This is a genomic window from Pseudomonas sp. FBF18, from assembly GCF_024261405.1.
Classification (GTDB): Bacteria; Pseudomonadota; Gammaproteobacteria; order Pseudomonadales; family Pseudomonadaceae; genus Aquipseudomonas; species Aquipseudomonas palmensis.
Window position 1 is genome coordinate 85694 of sequence record NZ_QKRS01000010.1, and the last position, 24207, is coordinate 109900.

General features: G+C 64.3%; 24 protein-coding genes. 14 read left to right on the plus strand and 10 right to left on the minus strand.

Annotation, left to right across the window (positions count from 1 at the left end; translation table 11 throughout):
- Positions 1-62 precede the first annotated feature (62 nt).
- Positions 63-494 carry a DoxX family protein gene (locus tag DN387_RS16800; protein WP_043863095.1) on the plus strand — a complete coding sequence of 144 codons (432 nt, stop codon included), beginning with the start codon at positions 63-65 and terminating at the stop codon, positions 492-494.
- Between the two features lie 361 nt (positions 495-855).
- Positions 856-1164, plus strand: a complete 309-nt coding sequence (locus tag DN387_RS16805; RefSeq protein WP_054915688.1) for a hypothetical protein — start codon at positions 856-858, stop codon at positions 1162-1164.
- Between the two features lie 4 nt (positions 1165-1168).
- Here DN387_RS16805 and greB read toward each other — a convergent pair whose 3' ends face one another.
- The 3 genes from greB to DN387_RS16820 are packed head-to-tail and all read right to left on the minus strand — an operon-like array spanning position 1169 to position 4894.
- A complete protein-coding gene (gene greB / locus DN387_RS16810) occupies positions 1169-1666 on the minus strand; it encodes a transcription elongation factor GreB (protein WP_043863093.1) in 498 nt (165 codons plus the stop codon).
- A 36-nt stretch (positions 1667-1702) separates the two neighbouring features.
- Entirely contained in the window at positions 1703-4210 is a 2508-nt protein-coding gene (locus tag DN387_RS16815) for an ABC transporter permease (RefSeq protein WP_054915689.1), read from the minus strand.
- Entirely contained in the window at positions 4211-4894 is a 684-nt protein-coding gene (locus DN387_RS16820; protein ID WP_043863091.1) for an ABC transporter ATP-binding protein, read from the minus strand.
- A gap of 10 nt (positions 4895-4904) precedes the next feature.
- Between DN387_RS16820 and DN387_RS16825 the strand changes: the two genes are divergently transcribed.
- From DN387_RS16825 to DN387_RS16835, 3 genes are all read left to right on the plus strand, one after another.
- Complete coding sequence (locus tag DN387_RS16825) at positions 4905-5510, plus strand: arylesterase (RefSeq protein WP_043863090.1); 606 nt, start codon at positions 4905-4907, stop codon at positions 5508-5510.
- 56 nt (positions 5511-5566) lie between these two features.
- A complete protein-coding gene (locus DN387_RS16830) occupies positions 5567-5854 on the plus strand; it encodes a hypothetical protein (protein WP_043863089.1) in 288 nt (95 codons plus the stop codon).
- Between the two features lie 113 nt (positions 5855-5967).
- Entirely contained in the window at positions 5968-6939 is a 972-nt protein-coding gene (locus tag DN387_RS16835) for a L,D-transpeptidase family protein (RefSeq protein WP_043863088.1), read from the plus strand.
- 122 nt (positions 6940-7061) lie between these two features.
- Here the strand turns inward: DN387_RS16835 and oprI are convergent, their stop codons facing one another.
- Positions 7062-7313, minus strand: a complete 252-nt coding sequence (oprI, locus tag DN387_RS16840) for an outer membrane lipoprotei OprI (protein WP_037058464.1) — start codon at positions 7311-7313, stop codon at positions 7062-7064.
- 509 nt (positions 7314-7822) lie between these two features.
- Between oprI and DN387_RS16845 the strand changes: the two genes are divergently transcribed.
- Entirely contained in the window at positions 7823-8104 is a 282-nt protein-coding gene (locus DN387_RS16845) for a GNAT family N-acetyltransferase (RefSeq protein WP_043863087.1), read from the plus strand.
- Between the two features lie 64 nt (positions 8105-8168).
- Here the strand turns inward: DN387_RS16845 and DN387_RS16850 are convergent, their stop codons facing one another.
- A complete protein-coding gene (locus DN387_RS16850; RefSeq protein ID WP_043863086.1) occupies positions 8169-9245 on the minus strand; it encodes a 3-deoxy-7-phosphoheptulonate synthase in 1077 nt (358 codons plus the stop codon).
- A gap of 283 nt (positions 9246-9528) precedes the next feature.
- Between DN387_RS16850 and DN387_RS16855 the strand changes: the two genes are divergently transcribed.
- The 3 genes from DN387_RS16855 (at position 9529) to cysB (ending at position 12125) form a co-directional block, all read left to right on the plus strand.
- On the plus strand, positions 9529-10437 hold the full coding sequence (locus tag DN387_RS16855) for a 5'-nucleotidase (protein WP_043863085.1): 909 nt from the start codon (positions 9529-9531) through the stop codon (positions 10435-10437).
- Positions 10438-10528: 91 nt separating this feature from the next.
- Positions 10529-11026 carry a universal stress protein gene (locus DN387_RS16860; RefSeq protein ID WP_043863084.1) on the plus strand — a complete coding sequence of 166 codons (498 nt, stop codon included), beginning with the start codon at positions 10529-10531 and terminating at the stop codon, positions 11024-11026.
- 124 nt (positions 11027-11150) lie between these two features.
- Positions 11151-12125, plus strand: coding sequence for an HTH-type transcriptional regulator CysB (cysB, locus tag DN387_RS16865; protein WP_043863083.1), 975 nt, complete (start codon positions 11151-11153; stop codon positions 12123-12125).
- 156 nt (positions 12126-12281) lie between these two features.
- Here cysB and DN387_RS16870 read toward each other — a convergent pair whose 3' ends face one another.
- Positions 12282-13016: a phosphoadenylyl-sulfate reductase gene (locus DN387_RS16870; protein ID WP_054915690.1), complete on the minus strand. Its 735-nt coding sequence runs from the start codon at positions 13014-13016 to the stop codon at positions 12282-12284.
- Positions 13017-13144: 128 nt separating this feature from the next.
- Here DN387_RS16870 and thrH point away from each other — a divergent pair, with 128 nt between their 5' ends.
- On the plus strand, positions 13145-13762 hold the full coding sequence (gene thrH / locus DN387_RS16875; RefSeq protein ID WP_043863081.1) for a bifunctional phosphoserine phosphatase/homoserine phosphotransferase ThrH: 618 nt from the start codon (positions 13145-13147) through the stop codon (positions 13760-13762).
- Between the two features lie 65 nt (positions 13763-13827).
- Here the strand turns inward: thrH and pabB are convergent, their stop codons facing one another.
- The 4 genes from pabB to DN387_RS16895 form a co-directional block, all read right to left on the minus strand.
- A complete protein-coding gene (pabB, locus tag DN387_RS16880; RefSeq protein ID WP_054915691.1) occupies positions 13828-15171 on the minus strand; it encodes an aminodeoxychorismate synthase component I in 1344 nt (447 codons plus the stop codon).
- 108 nt (positions 15172-15279) lie between these two features.
- The gene (locus DN387_RS16885; protein ID WP_043863079.1) at positions 15280-16260 is read right to left on the minus strand and encodes an alpha-L-glutamate ligase-like protein; all 981 of its coding nucleotides are present in this window, start codon (positions 16258-16260) and stop codon (positions 15280-15282) included.
- A complete protein-coding gene (locus DN387_RS16890; protein WP_043863078.1) occupies positions 16260-17792 on the minus strand; it encodes an inactive transglutaminase family protein in 1533 nt (510 codons plus the stop codon). Before DN387_RS16890 ends, DN387_RS16885 begins: the two co-directional genes overlap by 1 nt.
- A gap of 5 nt (positions 17793-17797) precedes the next feature.
- A complete protein-coding gene (locus DN387_RS16895) occupies positions 17798-18334 on the minus strand; it encodes an ATP-dependent zinc protease (protein ID WP_043863077.1) in 537 nt (178 codons plus the stop codon).
- Positions 18335-18544: 210 nt separating this feature from the next.
- On the opposite strand from DN387_RS16895, the gene DN387_RS16900 reads away from it, so the two are divergent.
- The 4 genes from DN387_RS16900 (at position 18545) to acnD (ending at position 24116) form a co-directional block, all read left to right on the plus strand.
- Positions 18545-19261: a GntR family transcriptional regulator gene (locus DN387_RS16900; protein WP_043863076.1), complete on the plus strand. Its 717-nt coding sequence runs from the start codon at positions 18545-18547 to the stop codon at positions 19259-19261.
- A complete protein-coding gene (gene prpB, locus DN387_RS16905; protein ID WP_043863075.1) occupies positions 19258-20148 on the plus strand; it encodes a methylisocitrate lyase in 891 nt (296 codons plus the stop codon). Before DN387_RS16900 ends, prpB begins: the two co-directional genes overlap by 4 nt.
- 58 nt (positions 20149-20206) lie before the next feature.
- Complete coding sequence (prpC, locus tag DN387_RS16910; RefSeq protein ID WP_043863074.1) at positions 20207-21334, plus strand: 2-methylcitrate synthase; 1128 nt, start codon at positions 20207-20209, stop codon at positions 21332-21334.
- 193 nt (positions 21335-21527) lie between these two features.
- A complete protein-coding gene (acnD, locus tag DN387_RS16915) occupies positions 21528-24116 on the plus strand; it encodes a Fe/S-dependent 2-methylisocitrate dehydratase AcnD (protein ID WP_054915692.1) in 2589 nt (862 codons plus the stop codon).
- Positions 24117-24207: the final 91 nt, after the last annotated feature.

The following is a 24207-nucleotide window of genomic DNA, read 5'->3' on the forward strand; positions in this document are numbered from 1 at the left end:
TTTGAAAATATGATTAAGATGGCGACCTCTACCACACACCTGCATCGCTTAAGGAAGACAGCATGAACGCCATCAACTCCGTATTGTTCACCCGCGCCGGCTGGGGCATTACCGTACTGCGCATCTTCATCGGCATCATCTTCATGGCCCATGGCTCGCAGAAGCTGTTCGGCCTGTTTGGTGGCGGCGGGCTGGCAGGCACCGCGCAGTACATGGAAAGCCTGGGGCTGACCCCGCCGACACTGATGGCGGCGCTGTCCGGTGGGGCCGAGTTCTTCGGCGGGCTGGCACTGGTCATCGGCCTGCTGGCACGCCCGGCGGCCCTGGCGCTGGTGGGGTTGCTGCTGGTGGCGATTTTCTCGGTGCACATCGGCAACGGTCTGTTCATGGCCAACAACGGCTATGAGTTCGCCCTGGCGCTGCTGGGTGGCGCGATTGCGGTACTGGTGGAAGGGGCGGGCAGGGCGTCGGTGGACCGCATGATCGCCAAGTGAGCCTTGGCGTTGTGGCACAAAAAGGGCCTGCATTGCAGGCCCTTTTTTGTGCCCGACCCGGCTGCTTGCTTCTGCGGCAACGCAGGCGCCTTCAGGGGCACCGACAGGTGCAGGAACCGGCGTCGCCGTCGAATGCGAGAAACTCGCTTGTTTTTCTGGCGTGCGGGTCGTTTATCAGACGATGGCATTGTTGACAGCCGGGCCGGCGCTTCTCTAGGATGCTGGCTTGCGCCGATTTAAACAGCTACTTGCGGGGCGCAGGAAGACCACCAGCAGGTCGTCCGAATACCGCTAAAGCGCTGGTTCGGTGACGCCTCGCACCGCAGCCCAGCGGGATCTGCGAGGCACAGAGAAGTACACCATGAGTTGCCCACGTACCAGCGTTTGCCTCACCCCTCTCCCTACCAGCCAGGCGGCTCGCACGCCGCGCATTCTGCTGAGCGGCAAACACCAGCCGACCCTGCTGCGCTACCTCGATGGCTGGCCCCGCCCCAAAGGCCGCGCCACGGCGTTCCTGATCCAGTTCGCCGACTCCTGCGAAACCCTCGCCCGGTTCGGCAACGACCGTTTCGACCTGGCCGTGGTGCAGGCGCCCTCGAGGGCCGATGCCGCCGAAGTGATCCACCACCTGACCCGCGTCGCCCGCCAGGGCTTGATCACCCGCGCCTGATCGCTCAGGGGTACTCGATCTCGACGATGTACACCGTCTGTTCGCCAGTCGGTGTCTGCACCCGCACTTCAGCGTCCAGCGCCTTGCCGATCAGGGCGCGGGCCAGGGGCGAATCGATGCTGATCAGGCCCAGTTTCAAGTCCAGCTCGTCGGGCCCGACGATGCGGTAGCGCGATTGTTCGCCGTCTTCGTTCTCGACCGTGACCCAGGCCCCGAAGTACACCTTGTTCGGGTCGCTGGGCCGCTCGCTCACCACTTTCAGGTTTTCCAGGCGCTTGGTCAGGAAGCGCACGCGGCTGTCGATTTCGCGCAGCATCTTCTTGCCGTAGGTGTACTCGGCGTTTTCCGAACGGTCACCTTGCGCTGCTGCCTCACTGACCGACTGGGTCACCTGGGGCCTGCGCACATGCCACAGTTCATGCAGCTCGGCGCGCATGCGCGCCTCGCCCTGTGGGGTGATCAGTGCGGTGCCGGCAGTGCGGGGCGGGCGGTATCGGCTCATGGGCTTCCAGGCTCGGGTAGGTAGCCGCCGAGTCTATCAGCCCTCGCGAAGCACTGTCAGCGGGCTGGCATTGAGCGCCCGGCGCGTGCCGAATACCCCCGCACCCCCCACCAGCAACGCACCGATCACCGGCAACAGCAGCAGCCACGGGTGCGGGCTCCAGTGCAGGTCGAATGCGTAGCGGTACAGCAGCAGGCTGATCAGTTCGGTGCCCAGCGCCGCGAGCAGGCCGCTGGCGGCGCCCAGCAGGCCGAACTCGATGCGCCGGGCCTTGACCAGCAGGCTGCGGCTGGCGCCCAGTGCCCGCAGCAGCGCACCCTGGTGGATGCGCTCGTCCAGGGTGGCCTGCAGCCCGGCAAACAACACGGCCAGGCCCGCCGCCAGCACGAACAGCAGCACATACTGTACCGCCAGGGTCACCTGGGCCAGGATGCTGCGCAACTGCTCCAGCAGCGCATCGACCTGCAGGATGGTGGCTGCCGGGAACGCTCGCGACAGGGCCACCACCTGCTGGTCGTGGCCTGGGGCCAGGTAGAAGCTGGTGAGATAGGTGGTCGGCAGGTCCTGCAGGGTGCCGGGCTGGAAGATCATGTAGAAGTTGGGCTGGAAACTGTCCCAGTTGACCGTGCGCAGGCTGCTGACCTGTACCTGGCGCTCCAGGCCACCGATGCTGAAGGTCAGGGTGTCGCCCAGCTTGAGCTTGAGGCTCTCGGCCAGCTGCGCCTCCACCGACACGCCGGGCAAGGCATCGGCCGTTGGCTGTGCCTGCCACCACTGGCCGGCGCTCAAGGTGTTGCCCTGGGGCAGGTCGGCGGCCCAGGTCAGGCTCAGGTCGCGCTGGACGGCGCGGTCACCGGTGGATTCCTTGCTGACGATCTCGCGCACCGGCTCGCCATTGATGAGCGTCAGGCGCCCGGGAATCACCGGGAACAACGGCGCGGCATGGACCGAGAATTCGTTCAGGCGCTGGGCGAAGGTGTCCTTGTCGTCCGGCAGGATGTTGAGCACGAAATAGTTGGGAGCATCCTTGGGCAGCTGGTTCTGCCAGGTGTCGAGCAGCTCGGTGCGCAGCAGGGCGATCAGGGCCATGGCCAGCAGGATCATGCCGAAGGCCAGCGACTGGCCTGCCGCCGCCAGCGGATGCTTGAGCAGTTGCCCCAGGCCCAGGCGCCAGGCCAGCGGGGCGCCGGCCAGCAGCCGGCGCAGGCTGCGCAGGCCGAGCAGCAGCAGACCGCCCAGCACCAGCGCGGCCACCAGACCGCCGCCGAGCAGGGCGAAGGTCAGCAGCAGGTCCAGGCTCAGGCGCCACATGATGAGGCCCAGGGCCAACAGCGCTGCGCCATACACCAGCCAGCTGCTTGCCGGCACCGGCAGCAGGTCGCGGCGTAGTACACGCAGCGGCGGCACCCGGCCCAGCGCTGCCAATGGCGGCAGGGCGAAGCCGGCCAGCGCCACCAGCCCGGTGGCGATCCCGGCCAGGGCCGGGGCGATGCCGCCTGGCGGCACCTGCGAAGGCAGCAGGCCCTGCAGCAGGGCGAACAGACCCAGTTGCGCCAGCCAGCCGAGCAGTGCGCCCCCCAGGGCTGCCACGCTGCCCAAAATCGCCAGTTGCAGGCAGAACAGGCTCAGCGCCTGGCGCCGGGACAGGCCCAGGCAGCGCAGCAGGGCGCTGGCATCGAAGCGGCGCATGGCAAAACGGCTGGCCGACAGCGCCACGGCCACGCCGGCCAGCAGCACCGCCACCAGGCTGGCCATGTTCAGGTAGCGTTCGGCCTTGCCCAGTGCACCGCCGATCTGCTGGTTGCCGTCACGCGAGTCGCGCAGTTGCTGGTGGGCGGCAAGCCCCGCCTTGGTAGCCTGGGTGTAGCTTGCCAGGGCCTGGGGCTCGCCGCGCCACAGGTCGCGGTAGGTGACCCGGCTGCCGGGCTGCACCACGCCGGTGGCATCCAGGTCGGCCAGGTTCATCAGCACCCGCGGGGTGAGGCTGTAGAAGTTGCCGGCGCGGTCCGGCTCATAGGTCAGCACGCGGCTCAGGCGCAGGGTCTTCATGCCCACGTCGACGCTGTCACCGATCTTGAGGTTCAGCGCCGCCAGCAGGCGCGACTCGACCCAGGCTTCGCCCGGCGCCGGGCCACCGCCGGCCACCTCCGGCCCGTAGGCCTCGGCGGCACTGCGCAGCTCCCCGCGCAGCGGGTAACCCGTGCCGGCAGCCTTGACACTGGAGAGCTGGATGCCGTTGTCGGTGGCGATCACGCTGGAGAACTCGACCACTTTCGCATGGGCCAGGCCCAGCTGTTCGCCGTTGCGGATCTGTTCCGGGGTGGCCGGGGCGCTGCCCTGCAGCACCAGGTCGGCGCCAAGGAACTCGGTGGCACGCAGCAGCATGGCGCCGTTCAGGCGGGCGCCGAAGTAGCCGATGGCGGTGCTGGCGGCCACGGCCACCAGCAGGGCGAAGAACAGCACGCGCAGTTCGCCGGCGCGTGCATCGCGCATCAGTTGACGCAACGCCAGGCGCGGCAGGCGCAGAAACGACAGGTGTGCCATCTAGGGCTCCAGCGGGGTGACCAGGTGGCCGGCTTCCAGGCGAATCAGCCGGCCGCAGCGGTGCGCCAGGCGTTCATCGTGGGTGACCAGGACGAGGGTGGTGCCGCGTTCCTTGTTCAGTTCGAACAGCAGGTCGCTGATGCGTTCACCGGTGTGGCTGTCGAGGTTGCCGGTGGGCTCGTCGGCGAACAGCACCGCAGGCTCGGCGGCAAAGGCGCGGGCAATTGCCACCCGCTGCTGCTCGCCGCCGGACAACTGGCGTGGCGAATGGCTCAGGCGCTGGCCCAGGCCGACCCGTTCGAGCAGGCTGCGGGCGTGTTCGCGGGCATCGCGGCGTCCGTCCAGCTCCAGGGGCAGCATCACGTTCTCAAGGGCATTGAGGCTGTCGAGCAGCTGGAACGACTGGAACACGAAGCCGACATGCTCGGCGCGGACCTGGGCGCGCTGGTCTTCGTCGAGCGGGCCCAGGTCGTGCCCGGCCAGTGTCACCGAGCCTGCACTGGGCAGGTCGAGGCCGGCCAGCAGGCCGAGCAGGGTGGACTTGCCCGAGCCGGAGGCGCCGACAATGGCCAGGCTGTCGCCCTGTTTCAATTCCAGGCTCAGTTCGTGCAGGATGGTCAGGTCGCCTTCCGCGCTGGGGACCACTTTGCTAAGGTTGCGCGCAGTCAAGATGCTGGGGCCCATGGAGAATCCAATGCGAGTGTGGTTATTGAGTGCAGGCCTGGCCTTGCTGTGCATGGCCCAGGGCGCATCGGCAGGAACGGTGTTGATCGTTGGGGATAGTATCAGTGCCGCTTTTGGCCTGGATACCCGTCAGGGGTGGGTTGCCCTGCTCGAACAGCGGCTCAAGGCCGAGGGTTTCGATGACAAGGTGGTCAATGCCTCGATCAGTGGCGACACCAGTGCCGGGGGCCAGGCGCGGCTGCCTGCGCTGCTTGCAGAGCACAAGCCCAGCCTGGTGGTGGTGGAGCTGGGCGGCAATGACGGGCTGCGCGGGCAGGCACCGGCGCAATTGCAACAAAATCTTGCCTCGATGATCGATCGCTCCCGTGATGCCGGTGCCAGGGTGCTGCTGCTGGGCATGCGCCTGCCACCCAACTATGGCAAGCGCTACACCGATGCGTTCGCACAGGTGTATGCCGATCTTGGCAAGGAAAAGGACGTGCCGCTGGTGCCGTTCTTTCTCGAAGGGGTAGGTGGCGTGCCCGAGCTGATGCAGGCCGATGGCATCCATCCGGGGCAGGGCGCCCAGGCGCAGTTGCTGGAAAATGCCTGGCCATCAATAAAACCGCTGCTTTGACGCTTTTATACTGATCGGCTTTCGGCTAATGTTGCGCCCCCGATTTGGAGCCCCCGATGCCGCGTCCCGCCTGGTCCCTGTATGCCTATCAATTGATCGAGCCTGACGAACAGCTTGACCTGTTCGCCTGCCAGGAGAGTCGCGTCCACCTGATCGCCCGCCAACTCGAACTGGGCGGCTCCGTCGACCGTACCCTGTGTGGCACCCTGTTGCCGGCGCAACCGCGCTGGTCGGGTGTGGAACGCAGCATCTACCGTGACCAGCGCCTGTGCCGCCTGTGCCGGGCGATCCTCGAGGCGCAGCGGCGCGGCACGCGTCCGGTATGGCCCGAGCTGCAGGCCTGACGTCGGATCTTTTACGTTTGGCAAGGGTTCTGTGCCCGGATGCCTCCCGATCCCGCAGGGGGCGGTGTACAATTGCCCGCTTGACCCACCTGAATTAGCGAAGGATTTCCCGGATGTTGCCGCGCTTTCCCGCCGTCACCCGTTGCCTGTCCCTGGCCGCCCTGCTGGCGGCGGGCCCTGTTGCCGCTCTGGAGTTCCCCCTGCCGCCGCCGGGCGAGGATGTCATCGGCCAGGTCCAGGTGATCAAGGCCAAGTATGAGGACACCTTCGCCGACATCGGTACCGCCAACGACCTGGGCTACCTGGAGATGGTCGCGGCCAACCCGGGCGTGGACCCCTGGCTGCCAGGCGCCGGCACCGAGATCGTGCTGCCGACCCGTTTCATCCTGCCGCCGGGCCCGCGCGAAGGCATCGTGATCAACCTTGCCGAGTACCGCCTGTACTACTACCCCAAAGGCGAGAACGTGGTGCACACCTTCCCGCTGGGCATCGGCCGCGAAGGCTGGGGTTCGCCTATTGCCAACACCAAGGTCACGGCCAAGACGCCGAACCCGACCTGGACCCCACCGGCCTCGATCAAGGCCGAGCACGCCGCCGACGGTGATCCGTTGCCCAACGTGGTGCCGGCCGGCCCGGACAACCCGCTGGGCCCGTTCAAGTTCACCCTGGGCGTACCGGGCTACCTGATCCACGGTTCCAACAAGAAGTTCGGCATCGGCATGCGTACCAGCCATGGCTGTTTCCGCATGCTCAACAACAACGTGCTGCAACTGGCGAGCATGGCCCCGGTGGGGACTTCGGTGCGCATCATCAACGAGCCGTACAAGTTCGGCCTCAGTGGTGGCAAGGTCTACCTCGAGGCGCATACTCCGCTGGATGACAAGGGCGACCCGTCGGTGGTCGACAAGCACACGGCAGTGATCAATGCCCTACTCAAGCGCGAAGACCTGGCCAACAACCTGCGCATGAACTGGGACATGGTGCGTGACGTGGTGGCGGCCGAAGATGGTATCCCGGTAGAGATCGCGGTGCCGGGTGACGCCAGTGCGCCGATGGTATCGAGCGTTCCGCTCGAAATGCAGTAACCCGCCTGTGTTTGCACGAGGCCCGCTTCATGCGGGCCTCGTCGTTTGCGCAGGACGGTTCTGCAGGCAATAAAAAAGCCGACCCACAGGTGGGTCGGCTTTTTAACAATCCCGAGGGATTATTACTTGCGGCTGGCTTTTTCCAGCATACGCAGAGCGCGCTCGTTAGCTTCGTCAGCAGTTTGCTGAGCTTTCTGAGCGGCGGCCAGAGCGTCATCAGCCTTGCGGTAGGCTTCATCGGCACGAGCTTGTGCACGGGCTGCTGCGTCTTCGGTTGCAGTCAGACGGGCTTCGGTTTCTTTGGAGACGCTGCTGCAACCGGTGGCCAGTACTGCGGCCAGAGCCAGAGCAGAGAATTTCAGAACGTTGTTCATCGTGTTCCCCTTCAAGGACTTTCTATTAAAGAGCCATCTCTCAACAAAGAGAAACTGGCCGGCGTACATAGTACCCATTACTTGTAGTAAGTAAACTGACCGAGCGCAAGAACCGGAAAAAAATTGCGCGGTTGCGCAGGCCGCCCCGGCGGGGGTGTGAAAAGAATGCAGGCGCTTTTGTAGCGGCGCTGAAACACCGCTGTAAATGCGTCTTTGTAGTGAACTAAAAGTGACTCCAAGTGTCATTGTTCGTCTTACCACTACATCATCCGGCTACTGTTGGCAGTGTGGCTCGCTGCCGTGTTCGCATGCTGCAAGTGCAGGTTTTTTACGATCAAGTACCTTGAGCATCTGTGCACTGGGCGCCTACTATTTGTAGGTGCTCAGTTGCCAGAGAACAACCAGGCTGTTCTCGCTGTCCAAACGGGCACGGGGTGGCGTAGAGGTTCCTTCGCCGGACAAACATCGGTAAGGTAAGGGTCTGACGAGAAGACCCGCGAGGAGTAGTGATGAGCGAGGCGTTGTCCATCCACCATGACCAGGCTGGTCATCAGTTCGAGACCAATGTGGACGGTCATCGTGCCTACCTGACCTACATGGACCTGGGTAAGCAGACATTGGATATCTACCGCACGTTCGTGCCCAATGCGCTGCGTGGGCGAGGCATCGCTGCGGCGCTGACCGAAAAGGCCCTCGCCTATGCCGAGGACATGGGCTACACCGTGATCCCCTCGTGCTCCTATGTCGAGCGCTACATGGAACGTCATCAAAAGCATTCCAACAAGGCCTGAGCCTGCTGACACCCTGTTGAAAACGAAAACGCCGGGCATTGCCCGGCGTTTTCGTTGATGGCTTTCAGCCGCGGTTGCGCTTGGGCAACACGTCCTTGAGCTTGGCGCGCATGCTGCGCACGGACTTCTCGGTGGCTTCCCAGTCGATGCAGGCATCGGTGATCGACACGCCGTACTGCAGTTCGGCAAGGTCCTTGGGGATGGCCTGGCAGCCCCAGTTGAGGTGGCTTTCGACCATCAGGCCGATGATCGACTCGTTGCCTTCGAGGATCTGGTTGGCCACGTTGTCCATCACCAGCGGTTGCAGGGCCGGGTCCTTGTTGGAATTGGCGTGGCTGCAGTCGACCATGATGTTCGGCTTGATCCTGGCCTTGGCCAGGGCCTGCTCGCACAGGGCGACGCTGACCGAATCATAGTTGGGCTTGCCGTTGCCGCCGCGCAGCACCACGTGACCGTAGGCGTTGCCCTTGGTGGTGACGATGGATACGCCACCTTCCTGGTTGATGCCCAGGAAACGGTGCGGGCTGGAAACCGATTGCAGTGCGTTGATCGCCACGGTCAGGCCGCCGTCCGTACCGTTCTTGAAGCCGACGGCCGACGACAGGCCCGAGGCCATCTCGCGGTGGGTCTGGGATTCGGTGGTGCGCGCGCCGATCGCCGACCAACTGATCAGGTCCTGCAGGTACTGCGGGGAGATCGGGTCGAGGGCTTCGGTGGCGGTGGGTAGGCCCATTTCCGCCAGGTCCAGCAGCAGTTGGCGACCGATGTGCAGGCCGTCCTGGATCTTGAACGAGTCATCCAGGTACGGGTCGTTGATCAGGCCCTTCCAGCCCACCGTGGTGCGCGGCTTCTCGAAATACACGCGCATCACCAGGTACAGGGTGTCGGCGACTTCGGCCGCCAGCACCTTCAGGCGCTCGGCGTATTCGTGTGCGGCCTTGAGGTCATGGATCGAGCAGGGGCCGATCACCACGAACAGGCGGTGGTCCTTGCCGTCGAGGATATTGCGTACCACTTCGCGGCCCGCGGTCACGGTCTGCAGGGCGGTGGCGCTGAGTGGAATGTCCTTCTTGAGCTGATCGGGGGTGATCAAGGTCTCGTTGGAGGCAACGTTAAGGTCGTCGATCGGTAAATCAGCCATCGTGTTACTCGTCAGGTCACGGGTGCCGGCCGCCAGCTACCCGCGCGGCGGAGCAGCATGATTGAACGCGGCGGGGTGCCGAACCTTAGCGCGTTACACCGTGATTCGACAATGGGCAGGGCCCGCTTTCCTGCCGCTTTGGCCCATTGGTATGGGCTTTTCTGATCAAAAGTGCCGTCACCCGACACGCTCGCAGGTTGCGGGCGGCAGCGCCCGGGCTGATAGTGTGTCGATTGTTTGACCTTATGGCGCCCGATGCAGGGCAGTGCGGAGCAGAGCGGCGATGAGCAAAGGCCTTGGCGACAAACTGGTGGTAGCCATTTCATCACGGGCACTGTTCGACCTCAGCGAGAGCCATCGACTGTTCCTGGCCGAGGGTGTCGAAGCCTACCGCCAGTACCAGATCGAGCACGAAGACGAATACCTGCAACCGGGTGATGCGTTCCCGTTGGTGGAAAAGCTGCTGGGCCTCAATGCCAGCCTCGGCCAGGCCCGGGTCGAGGTGGTGCTGGTGTCACGCAACAGCGCCGACACCGGGCTGCGGGTGTTCAATTCCATCGAGCATTATGGTCTGGGTATCTCGCGGGCAGCCTTCGTTGGCGGGCGCAGTCCGTATCCGTACCTGGCCGCCTTTGGTTGCCACCTGTTTCTGTCCACCGATGCAGAAGATGTGCGCCGCGCACTGGACGCCGGCTTTGCCGCTGCCACCATCCTTTCCGGCGGGGCACGGCGTGCGGCCAGCGCGGAGCTGCGTATCGCCTTCGATGGCGATGCAGTGGTGTTTTCCGACGAGTCCGAGCGCGTCTATCAGCTAGGCGGCCTGGAGGCGTTCCAGGCCAGCGAGCGCGAGTCGGCCCGCGAGCCGCTGCGCGGCGGGCCGTTCAAGGCCTTCCTGGCGGCGCTCAACGTGCTGCAGAAAGAGTTCCCCAGTGGCGCCTGTCCGATTCGCACCGCACTGGTGACGGCGCGCTCGGCGCCGGCCCACGAGCGGGTCATCCGCACCTTGCGCGAATGGGACATTCGCCTGGACGAGTCGCTGTTTCTCGGCGGCCTGGACAAGTCGGCGTTTCTCGAGGCGTTCGCGGCCGATGTGTTCTTCGACGACCAGGCAGGGCACTGCGAACGCGCCAGTGCAGTGGTCGCCACCGGCCATGTGCCCCACGGCATCAGCAACGAACGTACCCCCGGCTAGGCCGTCTGGCAGGGCGCCGGACGGCTCTGCGCGTCGTTTCGGCGCTGCTAAGCTGAACCTTGCCCTGCCGTATCGGCAGCTAGGAGGTCAAATGATCCGTTCGATGCTGTGTGCCACCGACCTCGGTTGTTACTCCCCTTATGTCATGCAACACGCGCTGGCGCTGGCACGCAGCTTCAGCGCCGAACTGTACGTGGTCCATGCCGTGGAACCGATGGGCCAGTTCGCCGAATCGCTGCTGGAAAGCTACCTTGATGAACATACCCTGTCCCATATGCGCGGTCGGGCGCTCAATACCGTGATGGCGAACATCGAACAGCGGGTGCTGGAGAACTTTCAGGATGAACTGGGCGAGAAGGAAGACCTGGCGCTGATCCGCGCGGTGCGGGTACGCCAGGGCGACCCGGCCGACGTGATCCTGGAGCAGGCCCAGCGCCTGAGCGTCGACCTGCTGATCGTCGGCAGCCACAGCCAGGGCGCCGGTAGCGAGATCCCCTTGGGGCGCACGGCGGTACGCGTCCTTCAGCTGTCGCCGGTGCCTGTGTACATGGTGCCCCTGGCGCAGTACCTGGGGCGGCGCAAGTCATAGGGGAGGCGGTGTAGGACGTTGTAAGAAAGCTGAAGAAATAGTTCTAGATTTATTCTTCAAACCACTAATATAGTTATAACTCGTCGCTGCTGCCGGTGACGCCCAGTTGATTTGAGGGATACCTATGAAGCTTCAACAATTGCGCTACATCTGGGAAGTGGCGCACCACGACCTCAACGTCTCCGCGACAGCGCAGAGCCTGTATACCTCCCAGCCGGGGATCAGCAAGCAGATTCGCCTGTTGGAAGACGAGCTGGGTGTGGAAGTGTTCGCCCGCAGCGGCAAGCACCTGACCCGCGTGACCCCGGCAGGTGAGCGCATCATCACCACCGCCGGCGAGATTCTGCGCAAGGTCGAGAGCATCAAGCAGATCGCCCAGGAATTCTCCAACGAGAAAAAGGGCACCCTGTCGATCGCCACCACCCACACCCAGGCACGCTACGCCCTGCCGCCGGTGATCAGTTCGTTCATCAAGCAATACCCTGAAGTGGCGCTGCACATGCACCAGGGCTCGCCGATGCAGATCGCCGAGATGGCGGCTGACGGTACCGTCGACTTCGCCATCGCCACCGAGGCCCTGGAGCTGTTCGGTGATCTGGTGATGATGCCGTGCTACCGCTGGAATCGTTGCGTGGTGGTGCCGCAGGGTCACCCCCTGACCAAGCTGCCCAAGCTCACCCTGGAGGCGTTGGCCGAATACCCGATCGTGACCTATGTGTTCGGCTTCACTGGCCGCTCCAAGCTCGACGAAGCCTTCAGCCATCGCGGCCTGACCCCCAAGGTGGTGTTCACCGCGGCCGATGCCGACGTGATCAAGACTTACGTGCGCCTGGGCCTGGGCGTGGGCATCGTGGCCAAGATGGCGGTGGACACCAAGCTCGACAACGACCTGGTGGTGCTCGATGCCAGTGAGCTGTTCGAGTCCAGCATCACCAAGATCGGTTTCCGTCGTGGCACCTTCCTGCGTGGTTTCATGTGCGACTTCATCGAGAAGTTCGCGCCCCACCTGACCCGTGAAGTGATGGCCAAGGCCATCCAGTGCCACAACAAACAGGAGCTCGAAGAGCTGTTCGCTGGCGTCGAACTGCCAGTGCACTAAGCCCTTGCAGTGCCTTCAGGCCGCCAGCACGGTGGCCTGAAGGCGCTCCTGCAGATAGCCCCGCGAGCAGGTAGCCCAGCCACTGGCCACGATGCCCTTACTGCTGACGCAATGTCTGGCAGGTGGGGCCAGGTGCTGCGCTCAGGGTGTGCATGTTCAGCCCTTGGTAATCAGGTTGCCGGCGTGCAGGCCGCATTCCTTCTGAGTCGACTCCTCCCACCACCAGCGGCCTTCGCGCTCGTGCTGGTTGGGCAGTACCGGGCGCGTGCAGGGTTCGCAGCCGATGCTGATGAAGCCGCGTTCATGCAGGCTGTTGTAGGGCAGCTCGAGCATGCGGATATAGCCCCACACCTCTTCGCTGCTCATCTGCGCCAACGGGTTGAACTTGTACAGGGTGCGCTCGGGGGTGGAGAAGGCGCTGTCGATTTCCAGCGCGGCCACCTGGCTGCGGGTGCCCGGGCTCTGGTCGCGGCGCTGGCCGGTGGCCCAGGCGCTGACGGTGCTCAGCTTGCGGCGCAGCGGCTCGATCTTGCGGATGCCGCAGCATTCGCCGTGGCCGTCCTTGTAGAAGCTGAACAGGCCCTTTTCCTTCACGAAGGGGTCGAGTGCACTGCGATCGGGGGAAAGGATCTCGATCGGCAGCTTGTACTGCTCGCGCACCTGGTCGATGAACCGGTAGGTTTCCGGATGCAGGCGGCCGGTGTCGAGGCTGAACACCTTGACGTTCTTGTTCAGCTTCCAGGCCATGTCCACCAGCACCACGTCTTCGGCGCCACTGAAGGAGATCCACAGGTCGTCGCCGAAGTGTTCGAAGGCGAGCTTGAGGATGTCCTGCGGGGACTTGTTGGCATAGGTCGCGGCGAGGGCGGCGACGTCGAAGGGTTGGCTCATCAGGCGGCTTCCGGTCATTGAATGGCGCTTGGCGCTCGTAATGGGCGAATGTTAACAAAAATTGCCGGGTTAGACGGTGCGCCTGTAGAGTGCGCCTTCCATTTTTAGCGTTGTTCGAGGAGTGAGCTGTGGAAATTGCCTGTCTCGACCTGGAAGGTGTACTGGTCCCGGAGATCTGGATCGCCTTTGCGGAAAAAACCGGAATCGAATCGTTGCGGGCCACCACCCGCGACATTCCCGATTACGACGTGCTGATGAAGCAGCGCCTGCGCATCCTGGATGAGCATGGCCTCAAGCTCTCCGACATCCAGGCAGTGATTGCCACGCTCAAGCCGCTGGACGGCGCCATCGAGTTCGTGGACTGGTTGCGCGAGCGTTTCCAGGTGGTGATCCTGTCCGACACCTTCTACGAATTCTCGCAGCCGCTGATGCGCCAGCTGGGTTTCCCGACCTTGCTGTGCCACCGCCTGATCACCGACCAGAGCGATCGTGTGACCGGCTACCAACTGCGCCAGAAAGACCCCAAGCGCCAGTCGGTGCTGGCATTCAAGAGCCTGTACTACCGGGTGATCGCGGCGGGTGACTCGTACAACGACACCACCATGCTGGGCGAGGCGGATGCAGGCATCCTGTTCCATGCGCCGGAAAACGTGATTCGCGAGTTCCCGCAGTTCCCGGCGGTGCATGATTTCGAGGCGCTGAAGAAAGAGTTCATCAAGGCCTCGAACAGGTCGTTGAGCCTGTAATACCGCCTTCGCCGGCAAGGCCGGCTCCTGCACGCTGTAGGAGCCGGCCTTGCCGGCGAAGCGTTCTAGAGGCCCTGCAGGGTCTGGAGCAACACCCTGACCTTGGTGATCGACTCCTCGTACTCCGCCTCCCACTGCGAGTCTGCCACCACCGCACCGCCTCCCCAGCAGCACACCTGGCCGTCCTTCACCAGCAGGCTGCGGATGGTGATCGAGCTGTCCATCTCCCCGCGCACGTCCACATACAGCAGCGAGCCGCAATACAGTGCACGTCGGCTCGGCTCCAGTTCGTCGATGATCTGCATCGCCCGAATCTTCGGCGCCCCGGTGATCGAGCCGCCGGGGAAGCTGCCGGCTATCAGGTCCAGCGCATCCTTGCCCGGTGCCAGGCGTCCGGTCACGCTGCTGACCATGTGGTGCACGTTGGGGTAGCTCTCCAGGCTGAACAGCTCCGGCACCTGCACCGAGCCGGTAGCGCAGCTGCGCCCCAGGTCGTTGCGCAGCAGGTCCACGATCATCAGGTTCTCGGCGCGGTCCTTGGTGCTGGCCAGCAGCTCGGCAGCATTGGCGGCATCCTGCACGGGGTCGCTGCTGCGCGCACGGGTGCCCTTGATCGGGCGGGTTTCGACCTCGCCCTGGCTGACCCTGATGAAGCGCTCGGGCGAGAAGCTCAGCAGCGCGCTGCCATCGGCCAGTACCTGATAGCCGGAGAAGGGCGTAGGGCAGGCAGCCCGCAGCGCCTGGTAGGCCGCCCACGGGTCGCCCTGGCAGGGTGCGCGAAAGCGTTGGGTAAGGTTGATCTGGTAGCAGTCGCCGGCATGGATGTACTGCTGCACCCGCTCGAACGCCTGACGGTAATCCTCGGCTGCGAGGTCGCCGCGCATTGGCGCAGCAAGCCTGAATGCGCCGGCTGCCGTCGGGGCGTCGTGCTCGAACAGTGCCACCAGGCGCTCGCGTTCGGTGGCGGGCAGCGCCGGATGAAACACCAGCTGGCTGCGCTGCAGCTGATGGTCGCTGATCAGTGCCCAGGCATACAGCCCCAGGCTTGCGTCACCCAGCCCCAGGTCGTTGCAGGCAATGGCGGGCAGGCGCTCCAGGCGCCGGCCGAAGTCGTAGCTCAGGTAGCCGATCAGGCCGCCGGCGAACGGCAGCTCGACACCTGCCGGCAAGTGCGCGCGCCCAAGCCCGGCCTGTTGCTCGCGCAGGCGCTGCAGGTAGTGCTGGCCGTCTTCTTCGGCGTCCGGGGTCAGCGTGCACAGTGGCCAGGCGCTGAGCAGGTCGAAGCGCCCACGCACGGCGCCAGGCCGTGCGCTGTCGAGCAGCACGGCGCCAGGTGCCTGGCGGATACGGGCGAAGTAGGCGGCCGGGTCGGCCTGGTAGGGCAGGGGGTGAAGTGTGCAGGTCGGCATTCGGGTGAACAGCTGTCGAGGCGGGGCGAGCATTGTAGCCCTGTGCAGGCGATGCTCCTAGCGGATCGGCGACCGCCCTGTGCGCTGCTGCGCCAGGGCGGTGGCAGATTACTGCGCCGGGATGTGGCCGAACAGTTCCTGGGCGAAGCGCACGCGCTCTTCGACGCTTTCCTTGATGCCATTGCTGGCCAGTTCCTCAAGGTGCGCCTCGACGGCGTGGGTGCGCAGGGTCAGGCCGCAATCGTTGGCGATCTGGATGTTCAGGCCGGGGCGGGCGTTGAGTTCCAGGATCAGCGGGCCCTTGTCCTGGTCCAGCACCATGTCCACGCCGATGTAGCCCAGGCCGCACAGTTCATAGCAGCCGGCGGCCAGCTTCATGAAGCCGTCCCAGTTGGGCAGTTGCACGCCGTCCACCGCATTGGTGGTGTCGGGGTGCTTGCTGATGATGTTGTTCAGCCAGGTACCGCGCAGGGTCAGGCCGGTCGCCAGGTCCACACCCACGCCGATGGCGCCCTGGTGCAGGTTGGCCTTGCCGCCGGACTGGCGCGTGGGCAGGCGCAGCATGGCCATGACCGGGTAGCCCATGAGCACGATGATGCGGATGTCCGGCACGCCTTCGTAGCTGATGCTCTTGAAGATCTGGTCCGGGGTTACCCGGTACTCGATCAGCGCGCGGTCGCGATGGCCACCCAGCGAGTACAGCCCGGTGAGGATGCTCGACACCTGGTGCTCGATTTCCTCGTGGGTGATGATCTTGCCCGACACCGTGCGGTAGCGGTTCTCGAAGCGGTCGGCGATCACCAGGATGCCGTCACCACCGGCGCCCTGCGCCGGCTTGATGACGAAATCGCTGCGCCCGCCGATGATCTCGTCGAGCTTGTCGATGTCCTTTTCGGTGGAGATCACCCCGTACATTTCCGGCACGTGGATGCCGGCCTTGATCGCCCGCTCCTTGGTGATGATCTTGTCGTCGACGATCGGGTACAGGTTGCGCTTGTTGTACTTGAGCACGTAGTCCGCGTTGCGCCGGTTGATACCCATGATGCCCCGGGCTTCCAGGGCCTTCCAGGTTTTCCATAGGCCGAACATCAGGCGTCAGCCTTCACGAAGGCCTTGAAGCGCACCAGCTCCGTCAGGCGGTAGCCGCGGTAGCGGCCCATCGCCAGCATGAAGCCCACCAGAATCAGCAGCACCGCCGGGAAGGTGAACACGAAGTACACCAGTTCGGGCACGCTCATCAGCAGGTGCGCGACCGAGGCGGCGAACAGGGTGCCGATGGCGACTTTCATGGCATGGCCGCCGCCGCGTTCCTCCCAGGTGATCGACAGGCGCTCGATGGTCATGGTCAGAATCACCATCGGGAACAGTGCCACCGACAGCCCGCGCTCCAGGCCCAGCTTGTGGCTGAACAGGCTGATGGCCGCGATCAGCACCACCACGAAGGTCAGTACCACCGACAGGCGCGGCAGCATCTGCAGCTTCAGGTGTTCGAGGTAGGAACGCAGGGTCAGGCCCAGCGCGGTGATCACCGTGAACAGGGCGATACCGAAGCCCAGCTGGGTCTCACGGAAGGCCAGGGCGATCAGCACCGGGGTGAAGGTACCCAGGGTCTGCAGGCCGATCAGGTTGCGCAGTACCAGGATCACCAGCACGCCGATCGGGATCATCACCATGATCATGAAGGTCTGCTGGGTCTGCAGCGGCAGGCCGTACAGCGAGTATTCGAGGAAGTCGGCGTCGGTGTTCTCGTCGGTCAGCTTGGCCAGGCGGATGGCGTTCATCTCGCTGTTGTTCAGGCTGAAGCTGACGTTGACCTTCTTGCCGCCATCGACGGTGATCAGCGGATCATCGCCGGTCCACCACAGCAGGCGGTCGGCCGGCAGGCCCTGCTCGCCGGTGTCCGGGTTGAAGTACAGCCAGTCGTTGCCGTTGAAGCTGCGCAGCCACAGTTCCGGGCTCTGCGGCTGGTCGGCCAGCAGGCGGATGGTGTGCACCTTCTCCACCGGTACGTGGGCGATCGACAGCAGCAGGTCGATGACCTTGGCCTTGTTCAGCGAAGAGGCATCGCCGGCCAGCAGCAGCTTGACATTGTCGTCGTTGGGGTTGTTGACCCGCTTGATGGTCTCGCTGACGAAGGTCTCGACGTCGGCCGAGTGCTGGCGGATAGGTGCCATCAACGCTTCGGCGGCGATCTTCTCCGGCCCTTCGACCGGCTGGCTGTCACGGAAGGTCGGGCCCTTGATCTTGACCTTTTCGCTGCTGTAGCGCTTGGTCAGTACCAGGCGGTAGTAGAGGGTCTGGTTGCCCTTGGCGCGCCGCGCCGACCAGGTCACCTTGCGGTTGCCATCGACACGGTTGACGCTCACGCCGTAGTTGTTGGAGATGAAGCTCTCATTGAGGCTGACGTAGTCGTTGCTCAATGGCGGCACGAACATCTGGATCTTGATCGGGTCCTTGGGGCTGGCGACGAACTCGACCTTGGCATCGATGTTCCACAGGTCGTCGGTTTCGTCTTCGGTCACCGGGATGCCGAGCATGAAGATCTGGTACGCCGTGATCGACACACCCAGCAACACCAGGAGGGTGATCAGGACTTTCAGATGAAGGGTAAGAGAGCGCATCGAAATTACTCTGCGGTATGAGCGTCAGTGGCGCAGGCAGGTTTGCCGGCAGCGTATTTAAGGCTTGGGTCGACCAGCGCGTCGAAGTGCTTGAGCGCCTCGGAGCCGATCAGTAGCGGGTACTGGAAGGCACTGCGGTCGGTCAGGTTCACTTCGATGCTGCGCAGGGCCGTACCCATGCAGATATTCAGCGCGATCACCGGGCGGGAGGTATAGGCCTTGCCTTCGTCCGGGTTGTAGTCACCGGCGCGTCGCTTGATCTTGCTGACACGAGCCAGTGGTCGTTCTATCGGATGCGAATGGGCTGCGTCAATTGCCAGATAGAAGCGCACCCACGATTCGCCGTTGCGCTTGAAGCGCTTGATATCGCGCGCGCTCAGCGAGGCGGTCTTGGCCCCGGTGTCGAGCTTGGCCGCAACCTCGAGGTCGATATCGACAAGGCGGGCATATTCATTGAGGCCATAGACAGTCTTGTCTGCCGCCTGGCTCAGGGCAGGCAGCCCACAGAGGCTGAGTAACAGTAGAAAGGGTGTGAGTCTCATAAATCCTGACGCGATGCTGTGGGGGTTTGCCCCCTCAGAGGCGGCGGCATTCTACCACGCTGGTGTGTCGATGCCAGCGGCTGGAGTCAGACAACACCGACAGACACGAAGTTCGTTCTTAGACGATTGTCGACAATATTGAATTTGTCTTTGACTGGGGTGGCTTAATTAGCTAGTTTTGGCCCTACAGATTTTCAAGGTGTCGACAATATGCTGGATGCAGCCCAAGCCTCCGCCCCCCTTCAGGAAGATTCGGAGACGCTTTCCGAAAACGTCTTCCGGCGCATCCAGGCCGCGATCGTCAAGGGCGAGATCGCCCCCGGCAGCAAGATCTCCGAGCCGGAGCTGGCGCGTACCTACGGCATCAGCCGCGGCCCGCTGCGCGAGGCCATCCATCGCCTGGAAGGCCAGCGCCTGCTGGTGCGGGTGCCGCACGTAGGGGCGCGGGTGGTGTCGCTGAGCCATGCCGAGCTGATCGAACTGTACGAGATTCGCGAGTCCCTCGAGGGCATGGCCTGCCGCCTGGCCGCCCAACGCATGAGCGTAGCCGAGATCGACGAGTTGCGCCGGGTGCTCGACACCCATGAGCGTGATGCCGCGTTCCAGGCCGGGGTGGGCTACTACCAGCAGGAGGGCGACTTCGACTTCCACTACCGCATCATCCAGGGCAGCGGCAACCGCACCCTGGTGCAGATGCTGTGCGGCGAGCTGTACCAGCTGGTGCGCATGTACCGCATCCAGTTCTCCGCCACGCCCAACCGCCCGCACCAGGCGTTCGCCGAACACCACCGGATTCTCGATGCCATCGCCGACCGTGACGGCGAGCTGGCCGAATTACTGATGCGCCGCCACATCGGCGCATCCAAGCGCAATATCGAGCGTCATTACAAAGACGCCACCGCCCCTAGCCCACGAGGTGAGTCATGAGTCAGAAAAGCAGTCCCGGCCAGCGTTTTCGCGATGCAGTCGCCGCCGAGCACCCGCTGCAGGTCGTCGGCGCCATCAATGCCAACCATGCGCTGCTGGCCAAGCGCGCCGGGTTCAAGGCCATCTACCTCTCCGGTGGCGGTGTGGCGGCAGGCTCGCTGGGCCTGCCCGACCTGGGCATCACCGGTCTGGATGACGTGCTGACCGACGTGCGCCGCATCACCGACGTGTGCGACCTGCCGCTGCTGGTGGACGTGGACACCGGGTTCGGTTCGTCGGCGTTCAACGTGGCGCGCACGGTCCGCTCGATGATCAAGTTCGGCGCCGCCGCCATTCATATCGAGGACCAGGTGGGCGCCAAGCGCTGCGGCCATCGTCCGAACAAGGAAATCGTCTCGCAACAGGAGATGGTCGACCGCATCAAGGCGGCCGTGGATGCGCGTACCGACGACAGCTTCGTGATCATGGCGCGTACCGACGCCCTGGCGGTAGAAGGCCTGGAGGCCGCGCTGGATCGCGCTGCGGCGTGCATCGAGGCCGGTGCCGACATGATCTTCCCCGAGGCCATCACCGAGCTGTCGATGTACAAGACCTTCGCCAACCGCGTGAAGGCGCCGATCCTGGCCAACATCACCGAATTCGGCGCCACGCCGCTGTACACCACCGAAGAGCTGGCCTCGGCCGACGTGTCGCTGGCGCTGTATCCGCTGTCGGCGTTCCGCGCCATGAACAAGGCGGCCGAGAACGTCTACACCGCGCTGCGCCGCGACGGCACGCAGAAAAACGTCATCGACACCATGCAGACTCGCATGGAGCTTTACGATGCCATCGACTACCACGTGTTCGAGCAGAAGCTCGACGCACTGTTCGCTCAGAAGAAGAGCTGAACCGCAGCACACCGCAATTAGCCGATTCCCATAACAAATTCAAAAGTGGAGAAAACCAATGGCCGAAGCAAAAGTACTCAGTGGTGCCGGCCTGCGTGGTCAGGTGGCCGGGCAAACCGCACTGTCGACCGTGGGCCAGGCCGGTGCCGGCCTGACCTACCGTGGCTATGACGTTCGCGACCTGGCCGAGCACGCGCTGTTCGAAGAGGTCGCCTACCTGCTGCTGTACGGCGAGCTGCCGACCCAGGCCGAGCTGAGCGAGTACCAGCACCAGCTCAAGGCGCTGCGCGACCTGCCCCAGGCGCTCAAGGAAGTGCTCGAGCGCATTCCGGTCACCGCCCACCCGATGGACGTGATGCGTACCGCCTCCTCGGTGCTCGGCACCCTGGAGCCGGAGCTCAACTTCGGCCTGCAGCACGAGAAGACCGACCGCCTGCTGGCGCTGTTCCCGGCGGCCATGTGCTACTGGTACCGCTTCAGCCACCACGGCGTGCGCATCGACTGCACCAGCGACGAAGACACCCTGGGCGGGCACTTCCTGCACCTGCTGCACGGCAAGAAGCCGAGCGAGCTGCACGTCAAGGTGATGAACGTTTCGCTGATCCTGTACGCCGAGCATGAATTCAACGCCTCGACCTTCACTGCCCGGGTGTGTGCCTCGACCCTGTCGGACCTGTACTCGTGCGTGACGGCGGCCATCGGCTCGCTGCGCGGGCCGCTGCATGGCGGTGCCAACGAGGCCGCGATGGAAATGATCGAGCGCTTCAAGACCCCGCAGGAAGCCGTTGCCGGCACCCTCGGCATGCTCGAGCGCAAGGACAAGATCATGGGCTTCGGGCATGCCATCTACAAGGAGTCTGACCCGCGCAACGAAGTGATCAAGGGCTGGGCGAAGAAGCTCGCCGACGAGGTGGGCGACACCGTGCTGTACCCGGTGTCCGAAGCCATCGACAAGACCATGTGGGAGCAGAAGAAACTGTTCCCCAATGCCGACTTCTACCATGCCTCGGCCTACCACTTCATGGGTATCCCGACCAAGCTGTTCACCCCGATCTTCGTCTGCTCGCGCCTGACCGGCTGGGCGGCGCATGTGTTCGAGCAGCGTGCCAACAACCGCATCATCCGCCCGAGCGCCGAATACACCGGCGTCGAACAGCGCAAGTTCGTGCCAATCGAACAACGCTGAGACTGGCGTGCAGTACCTTTGATATGGCCCTGCCGAACCTGGTGGGAGCGGGCTTGCCCCGCGATAGCCGCTGCGCGCAGTAGCTGATACCGCGCCGATGCCATCGCGGGTCGAGCCCGCTCCCACAGGGGGCGGGGTATGCCATCAGGGGGACTGCGCACCGCCGACTTATCCGTGATTGAGTCCCGCGTCCATGAATACTGAATTTCGCAAGCACCTGCCGGGCACCACGCTCGACTACTTCGACGCCCGCGCCGCCATCGACGCCATCAGCCCCGGCGCCTACGACAAGCTGCCCTATACCTCCCGCGTACTGGCCGAAAACCTGGTGCGCCGCTGCGATCCGGCAACCCTCGATGCCTCGCTTAGCCAACTGATCGAGCGCAAGCGCGACCTCGACTTCCCCTGGTACCCGGCCCGCGTGGTGTGCCATGACATCCTTGGCCAGACCGCACTGGTTGACCTTGCCGGCCTGCGTGACGCCATCGCCGACAAGGGCGGCGACCCGGCCCAGGTCAACCCGGTGGTGCCGGTGCAACTGATCGTCGACCACTCGCTGGCCGTGGAGTGCGGCGGCTTCGACCCGCAGGCGTTCGAGAAGAACCGCGCCATCGAAGACCGTCGCAACGAAGACCGCTTTCACTTCATCAACTGGACCAAGAAGGCGTTCAAGAACGTCGATGTGATCCAGCCCGGCAACGGCATCATGCACCAGATCAACCTGGAGAAGATGTCGCCGGTGATCCACGCCGAGCAGGGCGTGGCCTATCCCGATACCTGCGTCGGTACCGACAGCCACACCCCCCACGTGGATGCCCTGGGCGTGATCGCCATCGGCGTCGGCGGCCTGGAGGCCGAGAACGTGATGCTGGGTCGTGCGTCCTGGATGCGCCTGCCGGAAATCGTCGGCGTGCAGCTCACCGGCAAGCCGCAGCCAGGCATCACCGCCACCGACGTGGTGCTGGCGCTCACCGAGTTCCTGCGCAAGGCCAAGGTGGTAGGCGCCTACCTCGAGTTCTACGGCGAGGGCGCCCGTGCGCTGACCCTGGGCGATCGCGCGACCATCTCCAACATGGCCCCCGAATACGGCGCGACGGCGGCGATGTTCTCCATCGACCAGCAGACCATCGATTACCTCAAGCTCACCGGTCGTGAAGACGCCCAGGTCAAGCTGGTGGAAACCTACGCCAAGGTCGCCGGCCTGTGGTCCGACAGCCTGGTCAATGCCGAATACGAGCGTGGCCTGCAGTTCGACCTGTCGAGCGTGGTACGCAACATGGCCGGCCCGTCCAACCCGCATGCGCGGGTGGCCACCAGCGAGCTGGCTGCCAGGGGCATTGCCGGGCAATGGGAAGAGGTGCCGGGGCAGATGCCTGACGGCGCGGTGATCATCGCTGCCATCACCAGCTGCACCAACACCAGCAACCCGCGCAACGTGATCGCTGCCGGGCTGCTGGCGCGCAATGCCAACAGGCTGGGGCTGACGCGCAAGCCGTGGGTCAAGTCGTCGCTGGCGCCAGGCTCCAAGACCGTGGCCCTGTACCTCAAAGAGGCTGGCCTGGAGGATGAGCTGGAGCAGCTGGGTTTTGGCATCGTGGCGTTTGCCTGCACCACCTGCAACGGCATGTCCGGCGCTCTGGACCCGGTGATCCAGCAGGAAATCATCGACCGCGACCTGTACGCCACCGCCGTGCTGTCGGGCAACCGCAACTTCGACGGGCGTATCCATCCGTATGCCAAGCAGGCCTTCCTGGCCTCGCCGCCGCTGGTGGTGGCCTACGCCATTGCCGGTACCATCCGTTTCGATATCGAGAAGGACGTGCTGGCCGTGGTGGACGGCAAGGAAATCCGCCTCAAGGACATCTGGCCCAGCGACGAAGAGATCGATGCAGTGGTCAAGGCTGCGGTCAAGCCGGAGCAGTTCCGCCAGGTGTACATCCCGATGTTCGCCGTGCACGAAGACACCGGGCCCAAGGTCGACCCGCTGTACGACTGGCGCGCCATGAGCACCTACATCCGTCGCCCGCCGTACTGGGAAGGCGCGCTGGCAGGCGAGCGCTCGCTCAAGGGCATGCGCCCGCTGGCGGTGCTGCCGGACAACATCACCACCGACCACCTGTCGCCGTCCAACGCGATCATGCTCGACAGCGCCGCAGGCGAGTACCTGGCGAAGATGGGCCTGCCCGAAGAGGACTTCAACTCCTACGCCACCCACCGTGGCGACCACCTGACCGCGCAGCGCGCGACCTTCGCCAACCCCAAGCTGTTCAACGAGATGGTGCAGGAGAACGGCAAGGTCAAGCAGGGTTCGCTGGCGCGTATCGAGCCGGAGGGCAAGGTGACGCGCATGTGGGAGGCCATCGAGACCTACATGCAGCGCAAGCAGCCGCTGATCATCGTGGCCGGTGCCGACTATGGCCAGGGCTCGTCACGCGACTGGGCGGCCAAGGGCGTGCGCCTGGCCGGTGTCGAGGCCATCGTGGCCGAGGGCTTCGAGCGTATCCACCGTACCAACCTGGTGGGCATGGGCGTGTTGCCGCTGGAGTTCAAGCCGGGCACCGACCGCAAGACCCTGGGTATCGATGGCAGCGAGACCTATGACGTGGTGGGGCAGCGGACACCGCGGGCCACCTTGACCCTGGTGATCACGCGGCGTGACGGCGAGCGCCTGGAGGTGCCGGTGACCTGCCGTCTGGACACGGCGGAAGAGGTGTCGATCTACGAGGCGGGCGGTGTACTGCAGCGCTTTGCCCAGGACTTCCTCGAGTCGTCGGTGGCATAAAAGACTCAGCTTGCCTCGCCCTAGTGGGAGCGGGCTTGACCCGCGATGCAGGCGACGCGGTACTGGCTGTAACCGCATCGCTTGCATCGCG